The organism is Myxococcales bacterium, assembly GCA_016706225.1.
GTDB lineage: Bacteria > Myxococcota_A > Polyangia > Polyangiales > Polyangiaceae > JADJKB01.
In genome coordinates, this window is the sequence record JADJKB010000005.1 from 819106 (window position 1) to 833982 (window position 14877).

The 14877-nt window shown below is 67.8% G+C and carries 10 protein-coding genes; 5 read left to right on the top strand and 5 right to left on the bottom strand.

The window, feature by feature from the left end:
• Positions 1-12: 12 nt before the first annotated feature.
• Together IPI67_11345 and IPI67_11350 are read right to left on the bottom strand one after the other, a co-directional pair.
• Positions 13-852, bottom strand: a complete 840-nt coding sequence (locus IPI67_11345) for a hypothetical protein (protein ID MBK7580790.1) — start codon at positions 850-852, stop codon at positions 13-15.
• Positions 849-2342, bottom strand: coding sequence for a hypothetical protein (locus tag IPI67_11350; protein ID MBK7580791.1), 1494 nt, complete (start codon positions 2340-2342; stop codon positions 849-851). Before IPI67_11350 ends, IPI67_11345 begins: the two co-directional genes overlap by 4 nt.
• Positions 2343-2445: 103 nt before the next feature.
• Here IPI67_11350 and IPI67_11355 point away from each other — a divergent pair, with 103 nt between their 5' ends.
• Positions 2446-4095, top strand: a complete 1650-nt coding sequence (locus tag IPI67_11355; GenBank protein ID MBK7580792.1) for a serine/threonine protein kinase — start codon at positions 2446-2448, stop codon at positions 4093-4095.
• A 9-nt stretch (positions 4096-4104) separates the two neighbouring features.
• On the opposite strand, the gene IPI67_11360 is transcribed toward IPI67_11355, so the two are convergent.
• Both IPI67_11360 and IPI67_11365 read right to left on the bottom strand, forming a co-directional pair.
• Positions 4105-5973 carry a response regulator gene (locus tag IPI67_11360; GenBank protein MBK7580793.1) on the bottom strand — a complete coding sequence of 623 codons (1869 nt, stop codon included), beginning with the start codon at positions 5971-5973 and terminating at the stop codon, positions 4105-4107.
• A gap of 107 nt (positions 5974-6080) precedes the next feature.
• Positions 6081-7169, bottom strand: coding sequence for a CDP-alcohol phosphatidyltransferase family protein (locus IPI67_11365; protein MBK7580794.1), 1089 nt, complete (start codon positions 7167-7169; stop codon positions 6081-6083).
• A gap of 56 nt (positions 7170-7225) precedes the next feature.
• On the opposite strand from IPI67_11365, the gene IPI67_11370 reads away from it, so the two are divergent.
• From IPI67_11370 to IPI67_11385, 4 genes are all read left to right on the top strand, one after another.
• On the top strand, positions 7226-9235 hold the full coding sequence (locus tag IPI67_11370; protein MBK7580795.1) for a hypothetical protein: 2010 nt from the start codon (positions 7226-7228) through the stop codon (positions 9233-9235).
• A 58-nt stretch (positions 9236-9293) separates the two neighbouring features.
• Positions 9294-10619, top strand: a complete 1326-nt coding sequence (locus tag IPI67_11375) for a tryptophan 7-halogenase (protein ID MBK7580796.1) — start codon at positions 9294-9296, stop codon at positions 10617-10619.
• 70 nt (positions 10620-10689) lie between these two features.
• Positions 10690-11286 (top strand): hypothetical protein, encoded by a 597-nt coding sequence (locus IPI67_11380; GenBank protein MBK7580797.1) that lies wholly within the window; start codon positions 10690-10692, stop codon positions 11284-11286.
• A 287-nt stretch (positions 11287-11573) separates the two neighbouring features.
• Positions 11574-13811: a DEAD/DEAH box helicase gene (locus IPI67_11385; protein ID MBK7580798.1), complete on the top strand. Its 2238-nt coding sequence runs from the start codon at positions 11574-11576 to the stop codon at positions 13809-13811.
• Positions 13812-13850: 39 nt separating this feature from the next.
• Here IPI67_11385 and IPI67_11390 read toward each other — a convergent pair whose 3' ends face one another.
• The gene (locus tag IPI67_11390; GenBank protein MBK7580799.1) at positions 13851-14822 is read right to left on the bottom strand and encodes an extensin family protein; all 972 of its coding nucleotides are present in this window, start codon (positions 14820-14822) and stop codon (positions 13851-13853) included.
• Positions 14823-14877 lie beyond the last annotated feature (55 nt).

The following is a 14877-nucleotide window of genomic DNA, read 5'->3' on the forward strand; positions in this document are numbered from 1 at the left end:
TTCGCCGGGGATTCACGGGCTTTTGACTGTGCCCGTTGCGAACAGGCTCACCTTGGCCTCGCTCCCGACCTGCTGGCCAAGGAGCTTCATGGCTTGGGCTTGAAACACGCCCGACGAGTCTCGTGGCTTGATCTGGTGTGCAGCCAACGACACGACCACCGGGCGGCGTGTGGTGAGGGTCAGGCGCTCGGGAACCGTGTCTGCAGAAGCACGCTCGGCGTAGTGGAAGCTCACGCGGATCGGCACCTCGACGTCCACGCGCACCTGATGCAACACGAGCTGTCCGCGTGCGACGAGCGTGACGCTGCGGCGCTCGCTTTTCTTGGGTTCGCCGGCGTCGTCCTCCGGCAGGTCCGCGGGCTCCTCCGGCTCGGGCTCGACGCGTTCGCGTTTACCGGTGTGGGCACTCGCACTGCTCGCGTCGCGGAGCGCGGTGAGGGTGAAGATTGCCCAGCGCAGACGCTCGCGTTCCGCCTCGGGGCGGCTCGCGCCGACGTCCATCCAGTTTTGCGCTTCTTGCGACTGCTCGGCGTCTCGGCCGGCGTCGCCGTCGCCGCGGATCTCGATGCTCGCGACGTCGATGGCGAGCGTGCCGCGGCTCTCGGTGAGATCGGTGAGGTTCACGTCCAGCTCACCGCGGCAGACGCGAAACACACCGCGAGGGCTGCCTTCTTTTGCTCGCAGCGTGAGCTTTGCCTCGCAGCGTTCGCTCCAGACGTACTTGGCGGACAGCGCCGCGCTCGCTTCCGGAGGGTTCGCGAGCCAGGGCTCCGTGCGCTCCGGCGGCGGTGGCTCCTTCTTGGAGCAAGCGACACTGAACAGCGCCGCCGCGAACAATGCGAAGCGCCTCATCGCCAGAGCCCCACGCTGGCGCCCCAGCTGAAATAATGGCGCGCACCGTCGAGCGCCGCCGACAGCCGCCACTCGGTGCCGTCTTCCAGGAGTCCGAACAACGTCCACGGGAACAACTTCTGGTCGAAGCCGAGGGTTCCATGCAAGCGCGCTTTCGCTCCGCGGGACTCGAAGCGCGTCGGCTCGCCATACGTGCCGGCCCGGACCTTGAGCCAAGCCGGGACCAGTTCGGTCTCGACGCCGAGGCGTGGCGTGTAGGTCGCCTTGCGGCCGGAGCGCTGGACTCGACGCTCGATGAACGACTCCACACCCACACTCTGCCGGACCGGTCCGGTGATCAGCAGTGAGGTCGAGATGAGCACGTACGAGCGACTCATCTGGCGCACTCGCCGCAGGAGCTCCAGCCGAACCTCTCGCAGGGCGCGCTCGCGATGGACCTCGTCGAGGGCATCGTCGGCGGCGATCTCGGCATCGAACGCCGCCTCACGCGCGGCCGTGGCGCGGGCGTCGAGCCCCGCTTCGCCGAGCGAGCGTCGTTTTCGCCGGCGCGCCTCGAGCTTTCTCCAGGCCAGGTACCGATCGAGTCGAGCGAGCGCCTCGTCCGGCTCGACGAAGCGCGGATTGAGGGGCCGCGGTCCGAGCTGGACCGCGAGGCCAAAATCGATGTCCCACGGCAACGTGACCTCGTTCGGTAGGTAGAGATCCGTGCCGTTGCGGCTGATGACCCGGTCTCCCGCTGCGTTCTGCTCGACATCGGTGGTCAGCGCGTTCGTGACGACCGGCGAGCGCGCCGCGAAACCAATGCGGTACGGCGCGCCATTGGGTCGGACCAACGTCCCGACCTCGAGGGCGGCGCCTTCGATGTGAAACAGCTGTTTGGGCTCGTCGGCCTCCGGGTTACGGTTCTCGAGCAAGAGGCCCGTCCCTCGGCTGCCGACGCCGACCAGCAGCTGGCCGTCGAACCACGAGCGCGCGACCTGCAGGCGGATGCCGCCGAAACGAGCGTTCAGGCCCAGGGTCTGGCCCTGCGGCGCAACGTCGAAGGTCGTGTAGTGCAGCGAAGCGCCGACACCCCAGCGACCCAGCTGCAAGTTGGCCGCGAGGTCGAGGAACAATGCGTCTTGCTGGGTGCTCGACAGGTTCGTGCGCTCACCGCTGTTGAACAGATCGTTGCCGCGCACGGCGGCAGGAAAGGTGAGCCCGAACCCCAGATCGTAGTCGGTGTGATCACGCGAGTGCACGGCGCGCAGCGCGGGGGCGACCGGGTTCACCGCGTTGCCGTCGACCCCCTCGGCGATTGCCACGTAGGCCCCCGCCAAGCCGAGCACGCGGGTGCCACCGAGGACCACACCCTGCGTCAGATCGATGCGGTAGTCGCTGGTCGTGATCGTCGAGCCCTCGGGGCCGAGCGGGCCTGCAGCAATTGCGGAGCCCGCACCGAGGAGCAGGGTCAAGAGCGCGCAGGGAGCGGCGAATCGGCGAGCGAACACGCCCCGCAGGATAACCCAACGCCTTCTCTTGGGGTCGCTGGCTTCCGCGGAGCCGCGCTGGGCGCTGCGCCCCAGCCCCGGGCGTGTAATAACCGACGACGCGATGCAGCTCGAGGGCGCCGTCATCGGTGGGGACTTCCGCCTCGAACGGGAGCTGGCCAAGGGTGGCATGGGAGGGGTGTGGCTGGCCGAGCAGCTGAGCACCGGGCAGAAGCGCGCGCTCAAGCTCATGCACCCGACTCTGATCGCGGAGCCGCGCATGCGCGAGCGCTTCGAGCAAGAGGCGCGCATCGGGGGGCAAATTCCCAGCGCTTACGTGGTCGAGGTGATCGCAGCGGGTGTCGATGCGAACTTCGGGATCCCGTGGCTGGCGATGGAGCTCTTGCACGGAGAAGACCTGGCTCAGCTCTCCGCGCGGCGCGGGCCGCTCCCATTCTCGGAGCTCCTCGTGCTCTACCGGCAGCTCTGCCACGCGCTTGGCGCGGCGCATGCTGCGAGGATCGTGCATCGGGACATCAAGCCCGAGAACGTGTTCCTGGCGGAGGTCCACAGCGCCGAGGCAACGCAGCAAGTGAAGGTCCTGGATTTCGGCATCGCAAAGCTGGCCGCGGACGCCCGAGACAGCGCGACGGGACGCCTTGGCACTCCACTTTGGATGGCGCCAGAACAGAGTGATCCGCGCGCGCACATCACACCGGCGACGGATGTGTGGGCGCTGGGGTTGGTGGCGTTTCGGTTGCTGGTCGGGCGTTACTACTGGCACACCGCCAACGATCCGTCCGCGGCGCTGAGCGCGCTGCTCATGGAGACCCTGACTCAGCCCATCGTGCCCGCCTCCGAGCGCGCGCACGAATACGGCCTCCAGGGTGTGCTGCCGCCCGGGTTCGATGCCTGGTTCGCCCACACCGTGGCCCGTGATCCGGCACAGCGATATCCGGATGCCCACGCCGCGTTCGCCGCGCTGGAGCTGCTGGCTGGGAGCACGCTTGCGTCGGCGGTCGCGCCGACCTCCCCGAGCTTCAGCGCATCGGTTTCGGCGGTATCGTTTGCGCCCGCGCCGAGCGCGCCGGCCCCGAGCGCCGCCGCGCCGAGTGGAGCTTTGGCCAGCCCACCGCGCACCTCGAAGGCGCCGCTCTTCATCGCCCTCGGTGGAGGACTGCTGCTCTTGGGTGGGTTTCTGATCGTGGGCCTCGGCGCCGGAGCCTGGCTGTACAGCTCGGAGTCCGGCTCCGACCGCACCTCGGCCCGGGCTGGCACGCCGCCGCTCATCACGACGGATACGACTGCTGCGCCAGTCGCCGCGCCTCAGCCATCGCCCGGCGAGCCAACTCAGAAGTCTGCCGCCAACCGACCGCGTGGGGTTGCGGTCGCACCCGGCGCGTTGCCGGCCACCACGAATGAAAAGCGGGCGGAGCCTACTCCAGCTCCCTCCGCTCCGGAGCCTGCGGCCGAGACGCCGGCCGCGGGCAAGCTCGCGCCAATCGATGTCGCGGCCGTGAAGAAGAAGGTCGACGCCGCCGCGGCCTCTGCGTCGGTCGCGTGCGCGGGGTCCAAGGCGGCCGACGCGGGGGCCGAGACCTACACGGGCTCTTGCGGGTTTCGCCCGGACGGCACGGCCTCGCGGGGAATGTCCGGTGGCGGCGGCGCGCAGAAGTGTGTTCGCGACAAGATGTTCTCACTGGCCATCGGCAAGTACGCGCACCCCGAAGAGTGGCACGTCGAAGTGTTCCCGTGGACCGTCACGGTCAAGTGAGCGTGTGTTTCATCGGCTCGGGTTGGACGACCCCGAGCCAGCCGGCAGCGTCGAACGCGAGAGCGAAGGGGGGCTGCTCTGCGTGCCGAGCGCGCGCGCAAGCGCTGCCATGACCTCCCGCGGACCGCAGGGTTTGGGCAAGAAGGGATTGTCCACGCGCTGCAAAAAACGCCCGAGCTCCGGATCGCGTATCCCACCGGACATGAAGATCCACCGCTCTCTCGGCGTGGAGCTGGCGACGACGGCCGGATCGTCGAACAGCTCGATGCCCGACCGACCCGGCATGAGAATGTCGCAGTACACTGCGTCGAACGCCTCACCCGCGGACAGTGCCGTGAGTGCAGGCTCCGCGCTGCCGGCCGTGACCACATCGTGATCCTTGAGGATCCGCGCGAGTGCACGCCCCACGCGCGCGTCGTCGTCCACGATCAGGATTCGCGCGCGCTTTCCAGGCTCCGGGGCGCGGGAGAGTCTCGGCGCGCGCGGCAGCGCGGCGTCTCGTGGGGCGGGAAGGAGGTCGACGCGGAACGTGCTGCCCTTCCCCCGCTCACTCTCGGCGCTCAGCCGGCCGCCGAGACCCTCGATGATACCGTGACTGAGTGACAGCCCGAGACCGGTTCCGAGGCCCGCGGGCTTCGTCGTGAAGAAGGGCTGAAAGATCCGGGCGAGCACCTCGGGGCGCATGCCCTCTCCGGTGTCCGAGATCTCGACGTACACCCAACCCGCCTCGTCGAACCCAGTCTTCAGCCGCACCTCGTGCTCTCCCGTCTTGTTCGTGCACGCCTGGGCCGCGTTCACGATCAGGTTCAGGAAGACCTGTCCCAGCCGGGCACGGTTGCCCCGCACCGGTGGGATGCTGCCATAGTCCCGGATCAATCTTGCGCGCTGGCGCAGCTCCGAGGCCGCGATATTCACGGTCGAGTCGAGCAGGGCCTCGAGCTCGACGATTTCCAGCTGATCCCCGGAGTCCCGGGAAAAAAGTCGGAGATCGGCGATGATCTTCCGCACACGCTCGCCGCCTTCCATCGCGTCGCGCAGAGCTTCGGTCAGCTCCTCTTCCCCGAGCTGGGCGGCGGCGTCGAGCACGAGCGACACGTTGGTCATCACATAGGTCAACGGGTTGTTGATCTCGTGAGCGATACCGGCGGCCAGGGTTCCCACCGCCGCCATGTGCTCGGTCCTTCGCAGCTCCGCCTCGAGCAGCCGCAGTTGCTCCGCCGTGATCTCCTGATGCGTGACGTCCCGCCGGAGCTTCAAGAAGAGCGCGCCCGGACTCCCGGGGCGTCGGAGCGGCGAGACACACACCTCGTGATCGCGGCTGCGACCTCCGCGTGGGTTGGCCAGGCGAGTGCGGGTCCAGTTGTCCGCCGGAAGGATCTGGCTCTCGTCGAGCGGAAGCTCCTCGAGCACGCTGGCGCGTAGGGCGGCTAGTTCGAGCCCGGTTTGACGCACGAAGGCGGGGTTTGCGTATTGAATGCGACCGTCGGTGTCGGTGACCTCGGCGGAGACGGCGAGGTTTGCGATGAAATCGAAGCGAGTCGTCGCAAGTAGACGACAGGCCTCCAGACGGACCGCGAGGTGGTCGCTGGGCTGCTCGCGGAGGAGCACGTCGTCCGCGCCGCTCGCGAACAAAGCTTCGATGTCGGCCGTGGCCGTGACTGCCGCCAGTACGGTGGTGTCGAAACGCCGTCCGGCCGCCCGAAGTCGAGCGTCGGCCCGTGCGACGTCGGGTGGCTGGCCGTCGATGACCCACAGACAGGGGAACGACGCGTCGTCGGCCAGGTGGTCATCGGTGAGCTCCGCTGGGCTGGCGCCGGCGTCCGCCAACCGCGCGCCAAGTGTGGCGTCCATTTGGCCCGAAGCAAAGAAGACGAACACGTGGTCATAGTACCTGGGTTCAGATCGTGATGCAGTAGGCGGGCGCGGGTCGGAGCCGGCGTCAAACACGCGTCCTGCCTGGTGGCGCGGGATTTGCGGGCGCCGCTTCAGAACTTAGCGGCCGTTCGCCGCTCTTTGGCCATGCGCAGCTCCGCCGCAAAGACCGAGATCACGATGCCGACTGCACCCAGGGAGAACACCACCAGCATCGGTCCGAGGGCCCCGGCCAGGGCTGCGACGAGCGTGAGAAACACGAAGGTATCGCGCTTGAAGAGCGGCTGCAGCGCAGCGAAGAGGCCCCCGGAAGTCTCGCTCCCTGGTGCGCTGATTGGGTACTTCAACAGATCGCCCGAGCCGATGCGGATCAAGTAGCGGTACTCGATGCTGCTCGCGATCAGGCCGCATGCGACCGTGACGGCCCCCGCCACCAGATACGCGAGGTGCCCGGTCGCGGTGTAGAGGCCCCAGCCCGTCGCACCGAAGAAGCTGTAGTTGGTGACGTCGTCGCCGACGGTGTCGAGCCACTCTCCCGCCAGGGAGCCGCGGTACGTGACGCGGCTCATCTCGCCGTCACAGCCGTCGAGAATGCTCTGCATCTGGAACAAGAACGCGCCGAGCGCCATCGAAGCGTAGTCGCCCCGTGACGCCAGCCACGCCCCGAACAGGCCAACGGCCAGAATGGCGACCGAGACCTGGTTCGGCCTGAGCGGAGTCTTCACCAGCCAGCGCGAGATCGACAGCGACACGTAGCGGTTCAGCCAGCGGCTGGTCCAGCCGTCCTGGGGTTTGCGCAAGGCGCGGAACAGCGCCTGCTCGGCGCGCCGTGCGCTCTCTCGGTCGACGACGTCGATGGCCTCGAAGCCGAAGGGTACCTCGACGACAAAAGGCTCCCGGGCGAGGTCGCGCTCTTCCGTGAGTGCGCCGGAGGCCGCGAGCAGCTTGAAGAGCTGCCGGTGTACGACGAGGCTCGCCGGCGCGATGACGCGTGACGCATCCGCTGGCGGGGTGTCCTCGATCGGCAGCCTGAGTCTCGGGTCGTCGAGCAGAGGACGCAGTGCGGCTTGCGTCGCTGAGACCACGAGGGCCGATGCGCCGCCGGCCTGGGCATCGAGCGCCAGGCGGAGCGCCAGTGACAGCCCGCCGACTCGGCGTGAGGCGTCCCCGTTCGGGGGTGAAAGCACGAGTACCCAGCTCACCAGGCGGATTCTTAGCACCGGAGCCGGCGCGACCCGCACGTGATAAGACCCCGGTCATGCTTGGCCGCTGCTGGACGCTTGGGCTGCTCCTGTCCTTGGTTTCGGGTTGTGCGCTCGAGGACGATCCCGCCCACGTCAGCGGTGAGAGCATCTACATCGCGCCGGCGGCGCTCAGTGACCTCTCCGAAGAGACCTTCTTCGATCACCCTTGGCCGAGCGACCTGCGCAAAGAGTCTGACGGTTTCATTCGCTTCGAAGGCTTCCCGAACCCGCGCAAGAAACCCATCCTGATCGGCTACATCGAGTCCCTGCAGGGTGTGCTCACCGGATTTTCGCCCGCGGCTCCCGGGTTCCTGCGCTTCACGACGCCGCTCGCCGAGAGCTCACTGCCCACGCCCAGCGACTCCCTGGACCCGAGCGCGAGCGTGCAGCTCATCGACATCGAACCCTCCTCGGCGGAGTACGGGGAACGCAAGCGCGTCAGCCTGTTTTTTCGAGCGGACGTCGGGGCCTACTGGCCCGAGAACACGCTGGCGTTCATGCCGACGCTCGGGTACCCGCTCTTGCCATCGACTCGCTATGCGCTGGTCGTGACCAACGCGGTGCGGGCCAAGGACAGCGGGCTCGTCGAGCCATCGGCCGATCTGAGGGCGGTGCTCGGCCGTGATCCCGCGAGTGGCTCCACGGCCACGGCCGGTGACGCGCTCGCAGACGCGGTGACCGAGCTCGAGACCGCCGGCATTTCGCGCAGCACGATCGTGCACCTGGCAGTGTTCACGACCAACGATCCCGTGGCGGAGACCGCGAAGATCCGCGACTTCGTGCTCCAGAGCTATCCCGCACCGAAGCTGCTCGACGGCACGCTGAGCAAAGCTGAACAGTCCGGCTTCTACGACACGTACGAGGGACGCTATGGCCCGACGCCGAACTTTCAGAAGGGCAAGATCCCCTTCGTCAAGATCGCCGACGGCGGGCAGCTCTCGTTCGATGCGAAGGGTGAGCCCGTCGTGGTCAACGACTTCGACCTGCGTTTTGCCATCACCGTGCCCAAAGAGAGCGCGTGCCCGATGCCCGCGAAGGGCTACCCCATCGTGCTCTACGCCCACGGCACCGGCGGCAACTACCGCAGCTTCATCGGCAGCAAACGCGAGGGCACGGCGCTGGCCAAACGCTGCATCGCCACCATCGGCATCGATCAGATCTTCCACGGCGACCGTCCCGGGGCGGACGCCGGCAAGCCCGAGTTCCTGTTCTTCAACGTGCAGAACCCGATCGCCGTCCGGGCCAACGGTCCGCAATCGGCCATCGACGTGGTGCAGCAGGCGCGTTTGTTCACGGACACGAAGCTGACGATCCCGGCCTCGGTCACGCTGGGTTCGGAGATCCGCTTCGACGCCGACAGGCTGGCGTTCATGGGACACTCCCAGGGCGGCTTGAACGGGCCGATCTTCCTGGCGGTGGACGACCAGGCGCGGGGCGGAATGCTGAGCGGGTCGGGCAGCATGATCAGCATTGCCCTGCTCGAGAAGACGGCGCCGCTGGACATCGCGGGCCTGGTCAAGACCGTCTTCTTGGGGCTCCTGGGCGACGAGGTCGACGAGCTGAACCTGTTTCACCCGGCCATGTGCCTCGCGCAGAGCATCGTCGATCCCACCGACCCGATTCACTACGTCCCGATGATCGCGACGCGCCCGCGAGACGGTTTCTTGCCAAAGAGCGTGATGATGACGGAGGGAGTGAACGAGGACGGCAGCGGGGACAGCTACTCGCCGCCGCACGGCATCGAGGTGCAGGCGGTGGCCCTGGGCCTGCCGCCGCAGACGCCGGTGATCCACGAGATCGCAGAGCTCGAGTGGGGCGACGTGGTGCCGGTGACGATTCCGCCCGAGGGGCTCAGCGGCAATCTGGCGAACGGCGCCGCGAGCGGTGTGCTCGCTCAGTGGCTTGCGTCGGATGCGAGCGACGGGCATTACGTGCTTTACGACATCCCGGCGGCCATGAACCAGGCCGCGGGCTTCGTCGAGAACTTGATGAGCGATCCCAAGGGGCGGGTTCCGGCGCCGTAATGTCGGTGGGTCGCGGACCAACGAAGCGTCTTGCCCGGGGGGCGGACTGCCGATTGCCATGACTGAAGCGCGGTCGATGGAGGCGGACGTCGTGGTCATCGGCGGGGGGCCTGCGGGCTCCACGGTCGCGACCGTCCTGGCGCGGAAGGGCCACGCGGTGCTGCTGCTCGAGCGCGAACGTCATCCCCGCTTTCACATCGGCGAGTCGCTGCTGCCCGCCAACATCCCCATCTTGGAGCGGCTGGGTGTGCTCGAGGCGGTCCGTGAGATCGGCGTCGAGAAGCTCGGCGCGGATTTCCCCTCCGCGGACGGCACGCGCCGCAACGTGTACCGCTTCGATCGCGCGCTCGGGCAAACGCCGGGTTACGCGTTCCAGGTCGAGCGCGCTGAGTTCGATCAGCTGCTGTTCCAGCACGCCATCGCGCAGGGCGTCGATGCTCGCGAGGGCGTCCGCGTGACGGGGGTCACGCTGTCCGATGCGGGCGTGACGCTCGAGGCCGAAGGCGACTCGCTGGCTAGCTCGACCATCCGCGCGCGCTACGTGGTCGACGCAACGGGTCGGGACGCCTTCCTGGGCAAGCTGCTCGGCCTGCACCGCAAACACCCGGTCCACCAGAGTGCCGCGGTTTTCGCCCACTTCCGGGGTGTCACGCCGCGGACGGGTGAAGAAGCGGGGAACATCAGCATCTACTCCCACGACCGCGGCTGGGCCTGGATCATCCCGCTGCGCGACGGGCTCGTCAGCGCGGGGGTCGTGGCGGATCCCGACTTGTTCAAGACTCGCAACGAGCCGCTGCCCGAGTTCTTGCGCCGGTTGCTTGCCGGGATCCCCGATGCGGCGGCGCGCATGAGTGAGGCTGTGATCGTTGGTAATCAGCACGCGAGCGGCAACTACTCGTACCTGTGTGATCGCCTCACCGGTCCGCGCTGGATCATGGCGGGTGACGCGGGTGCGTTCGTCGACCCCGTGTTCTCGACCGGCGTGTACCTTGCGATGCGCTCCGCGGAGAAGGCAGCCGCGGTCGTCGACGGCGCGCTGCGGGAGCCCGGACGGGAGCGCGCGCTGCAGCGGGCCTTCGAGCGCCAGACCTGGGAGGGGTTGCGGGCGCTGTCGTGGTTCATTCTGCGCTTCACGACTCCCGCGATGCGCTGGCTGTTCGACCACCCGCAGAATGGGTTGAAGCTCGAGCAGGCGGTGATCTCGATGCTCGCCGGCGATGTCTTCGAGAACCCCGGCGTCCGGTGGCGCCTCGCGATCTTCAAGCTGCTCTATTACGCCGTCGCGCTGAGGATGTTACCGGCCACGCTGCGAGACCGCCGACGCCGGCGCCAGCACGTGAACGCCGTGTTTTCCGGCGGGACCACCAAACAAGATCCGGCCTGAGTGTCACCGGTGTTTCGAGTCCAAGGACTCCGCAGGCGGCGGTGTCCGACCACGACGCGGAGACCAGAGCATGCAAGGCCCCTATCGCACGCGGGTGAATCCCCCGGCAGAGTTCGATGATTTCTGGCGTCGTGTGGAGCGGCGCCGGCGCGCCCTCGGTCGGCTGCCCCGGGTCTCGGCAGTGTTCGTGCTGCTGCCGACACTGGCATTCTCGACGCTCGAGCTCCTGAGCCCCGCGCCGCCATCGGCTCCAGCGCTCGTGCGGCGTTCCATCGGGTTGTCGATGCGCGAGCCCTTCGGCCTCGTGGTTGCGGCGCGAGGGGCGACGGCACGAACGGGCGCGCTTCCCCCGGGAGTTCCTCGCCCCGAGCTTGGCGCCGCGCAGCTCGGGGCGGTTCAGGCCGCCATCACGGCGGACGCCAGCGCGAGCCTGTCCAGGTGTTACGCCAAGGCGCGCGAGCACGAGCCATTACTCTCCGGCGCGCTCGTGGTTGCCGTGGCCGTGAAGCCAGGTCGTGAAGCGCGGGCGGTGGCAACGGGGCGAGTCGAGCTCCTGGCCTCCCTCGGCCGCTGCGCATCGCGGGCGCTCGAAGACGTGCGCTACCCCGCGTCGAAGGAGTTGCTCTGGATCCACTATCCGCTGTGGTTCGAGGCTTCGCCGGGCTGAGGCTGGGGTTGGGTGGTGCCGCCCTCGCGCGTCGCGCGTCGCGGGCATGTGAGTCCATGTAGGCGCGTGCTTCGTGATCGGCCGGCCGATCGGGAAGCGCGTGCGAGATTTTTGTCCGAAACAAGATCGACAAGTGATGTTTTTTTTGATCTAACGCGTGACCGAGTAGAACGGATTCAGCGGACAGCGTGCAAGCCCACCAAGTTGATCAGACAGCAGGCGACTCCTCAGCGGCCATCAGCGAGAAGTTCGCGGTCGAACTGAGGGTTCTCTCGGAGCGACTTCTGGTGGAAGGGGACGACGGGCGCTGGCGCGAGCGCGAGTGCGCCGTGCTCTCACTCCGCTTCGACTACGGCGGCGTTCGTGTGCGGCCCGAACGCGACGACGACCTCGACGCGGACGACCCCGAGTCCGACGCCCCCGCCGTCGACCGAGATCTTCGGGCCGAGCGCGCGGTCCAGGCGCGCATCGAGCGCTACGGTGTCGTGGAAATCGATCACCTCGACAGCGTCGTGGCCCCCCACGGCGCTCAGGCCGACTACGTGATCAACGTCGACGACAACGTGCACGCCATCTGTTCGTTCTCCGGGCTCGCGGTCGAAGAGCTGCGGGCGCTCGGCTGGCAGGTCGAGGTCGACGAAGGCTTTCAGTTCAAAGTCGTGGGCGGGAGCGAACACTGGGTCGCGCGCCTCGGCGACGTGCGGGACAAGGCGGAGTGGTTTCAGTTGGAGCTCGGGCTCGAGGTCGATGGCCAGATCATCGATCTGGTCCCGGCGCTGATCCGCCTGCTGGAAGAGGCGCCGAAGGGTGCGCGGCTCTCCTCGCTCTCGCGACAGGTGGCGCGCTGCCGCGCGCTGCCGGTGGCAAAAGGTCAGTTCGTGGCCATCCCCTGGGAACGCCTCGAGCCGATCCTGGCGGTGCTCGCCGAGTTGTATGACGGCCACGGCCGAAAGCTGCGGCTGCACGAGGCCAACCTGGCGGTGGTCGGGCGCCTCGAACAGGCGATCGAAGGCCGCGGTCGCGTGCTCATGTGGTCCGAGGTGAGCCCGGCCGTCGAGCGAGGCAAACGCCTGGGCCGCGGCCCCGCCGTCGCCGAGCGACCCGCGGTGCTGCACGCCGAGCTTCGACCCTACCAAGCCGAAGGGCTCACCTGGCTGTGCCACCTGCGCGACCACGGCGTCGGCGGCGTGCTGGCTGACGACATGGGCCTGGGCAAGACCCTGCAGACCATCGCGCTCCTCGCCATCGAAAAAGAAAAACGGCGCATGGACCTGCCGACGTTGATCGTCGTGCCGACCAGCCTGGTCGAGGTCTGGCGCCGGCAGATCAAGCAGTTCGCGCCACACCTCTCGGTGCTCACGCTGCACGGTGGCAAACGCCACGCCGCGTTCAAGAAGCTACCGGCGGCGGACGTCGTGCTCACCACCTACTCGGTCCTGTCTCGCGATCTGTCGCGATTTCGCGAGCAGGAGTACCACTACGCGATCCTCGACGAGGCGCAGGCCATCAAGAACGCGCGCAGTCAGGCCAGCCAGGCGGTGCGCACTCTCAGGGCGCGTCACCGCCTCGCGCTCACGGGGACGCCCATCGAAAACAACCTGGACGAGCTCTGGAGCCTGTTTGAGTTCGTGATGCCGGGCTTGCTCGGCAACGCACAGCGCTTCCGCACCGGGTTTCGCTTTCCGATCGAGCGCGAGGGCAACGAGACCCGCATGAACGCGCTGCGCTCGCGCGTCTCGCCGTTCGTGCTGCGCCGCCTGAAAGAGACGGTCGCCCGGGATTTGCCGCCCAAGACCGAGCTGGTGCAGCCGGTCGTGTTCGAGGAAGAACAACGGGATCTCTACGAGAGCATCCGCGTCGCTGCCCACGCCGAGGTGCGCTCTGCCATCCGCCGCCAGGGCTTCGAGGCCTCCAGCTTGATGATCCTCGACGCCCTCACCAAGCTGCGACAGGTGTGTTGTGATCCACGCCTGGTGCAGGTGGACGCGGCCCGCGACGTGAAGACGTCCGCCAAGGCCGAGGCGTTTTTTGCGCTCTTGGCTCAGGAGCTCGGACGCGGTCGCCGGGTGCTTGTCTTCTCGCAGTTCGCGCGCATGCTGGGCCTCTTGTCCGAGGGTCTGACCGAACGGGGCATCCGCCACGTGACCCTCACCGGCGCCTCGCAGGAGCGCCACAAGCTGGTCGACGCCTTCCAGACGGGTGAGGTGGACGTGTTCTTGATCAGCCTGAAGGCAGGCGGGACGGGCCTCACGCTGACCCGCGCCGACACGGTCATTCACTACGACCCGTGGTGGAACGCCGCGGCGCAGATGCAGGCCACCGATCGCGCTCACCGCATCGGGCAGACGCAGCCGGTGTTCGTACACAACCTGGTCGTGTCGGGCAGCGTCGAGGAGCGCATGCTCGAGCTTCAGCAGCGGAAACGCCGGCTCGCCGACACCTTGTTCGGCAACGAGGTAGGCGGCGGGCGGCTCTTGCCCGACGACATCGAGAGCCTGCTCGCACCCCTCGACGTCGACGAGTGAAGGCTCAATGCGGTCTCCGCCGCCCGGCTCAGCTCAGCGTCACTCGTCGCCCGGACCCTCGTCGATCAGGGCCGGTGCGGACTTGACGAGCCAGGTGGACGGCTCGGTGTTCTGGCCAATGTCGCAATGGAAGTGGTTGCGATGGGCCGAGTTGTAGTTCGGCGTGAGGATCGTGCCGAACACGTGCGACGTCGAGAGATCACAGGCCAAGGAGTAGAGCTCCTTGCTGATCCCGGTCTGAGCGGCCAGGGCCTTGGTGCACGTCTCCGACGACGAGCCCGACCACTGGACGAAGTGAGCAGGGTTGTTCACGTCGTAGACCTTGCCGTCGTCCTTGTAGAGGTAACGAATGTCGACCGCGCGACCCCAGGAGTGGTTCGAATATCCGCTGTACGGGGCCACCGTGCAGTCCGGCTCCGGATCGTTGGGGCCCCGGCAGAAGTTGGTCGTCGACCAGGCGCAGCAGCAGCGATAACAGTACGAGCCGAGCGTCCCGATCTTGTGAATGCCGTGGGCCTTCAGCACCTCGGCCATGTCCCACAGGTGCAACACGAATTTACACGCCATCGGATCTTTCGCGACCGAATCGGTGTCGGTGCTGGCGATCAGGACGTCGTTCAGCTTGCCGGTCAGCTTGACCGCATCGACCACACCCTTGGCCGTGGTCTGGGTGTAACCAACGCCGAGTTTGTCCAGCTCTTCGAGACAGGTGAGGGGAGCGCCGCCCGTGCCGCCGCTGCCGCTGCTGCCACCGCTGCTCGTGCCGCCGGTGCCGGTGCCGGCGGCGCCGCCGACCGCGCTGCCTGCCGAGCCTCCGCTCGCGCCGCTGCCTGATGCACCGCCGCTGCCGCCGACCCCGGCGCTTCCGCCGGTGACCCCGCCGTCGGTACCCGCCGCGCCGCCCGAGCTCGAACCACCACCGCCGCCGCTTCCGCCGTCGTCGCCGCAGGCGACCAGGCAAGCAGCGACAATCCAAGCACCCAGGCCGAACCGGAGAGAGCGGAGGAGCATTGTTTGTCTCGAATACACGCGCTCTCGGCTTTGCGTCAACGCTCGCCCCGACCAT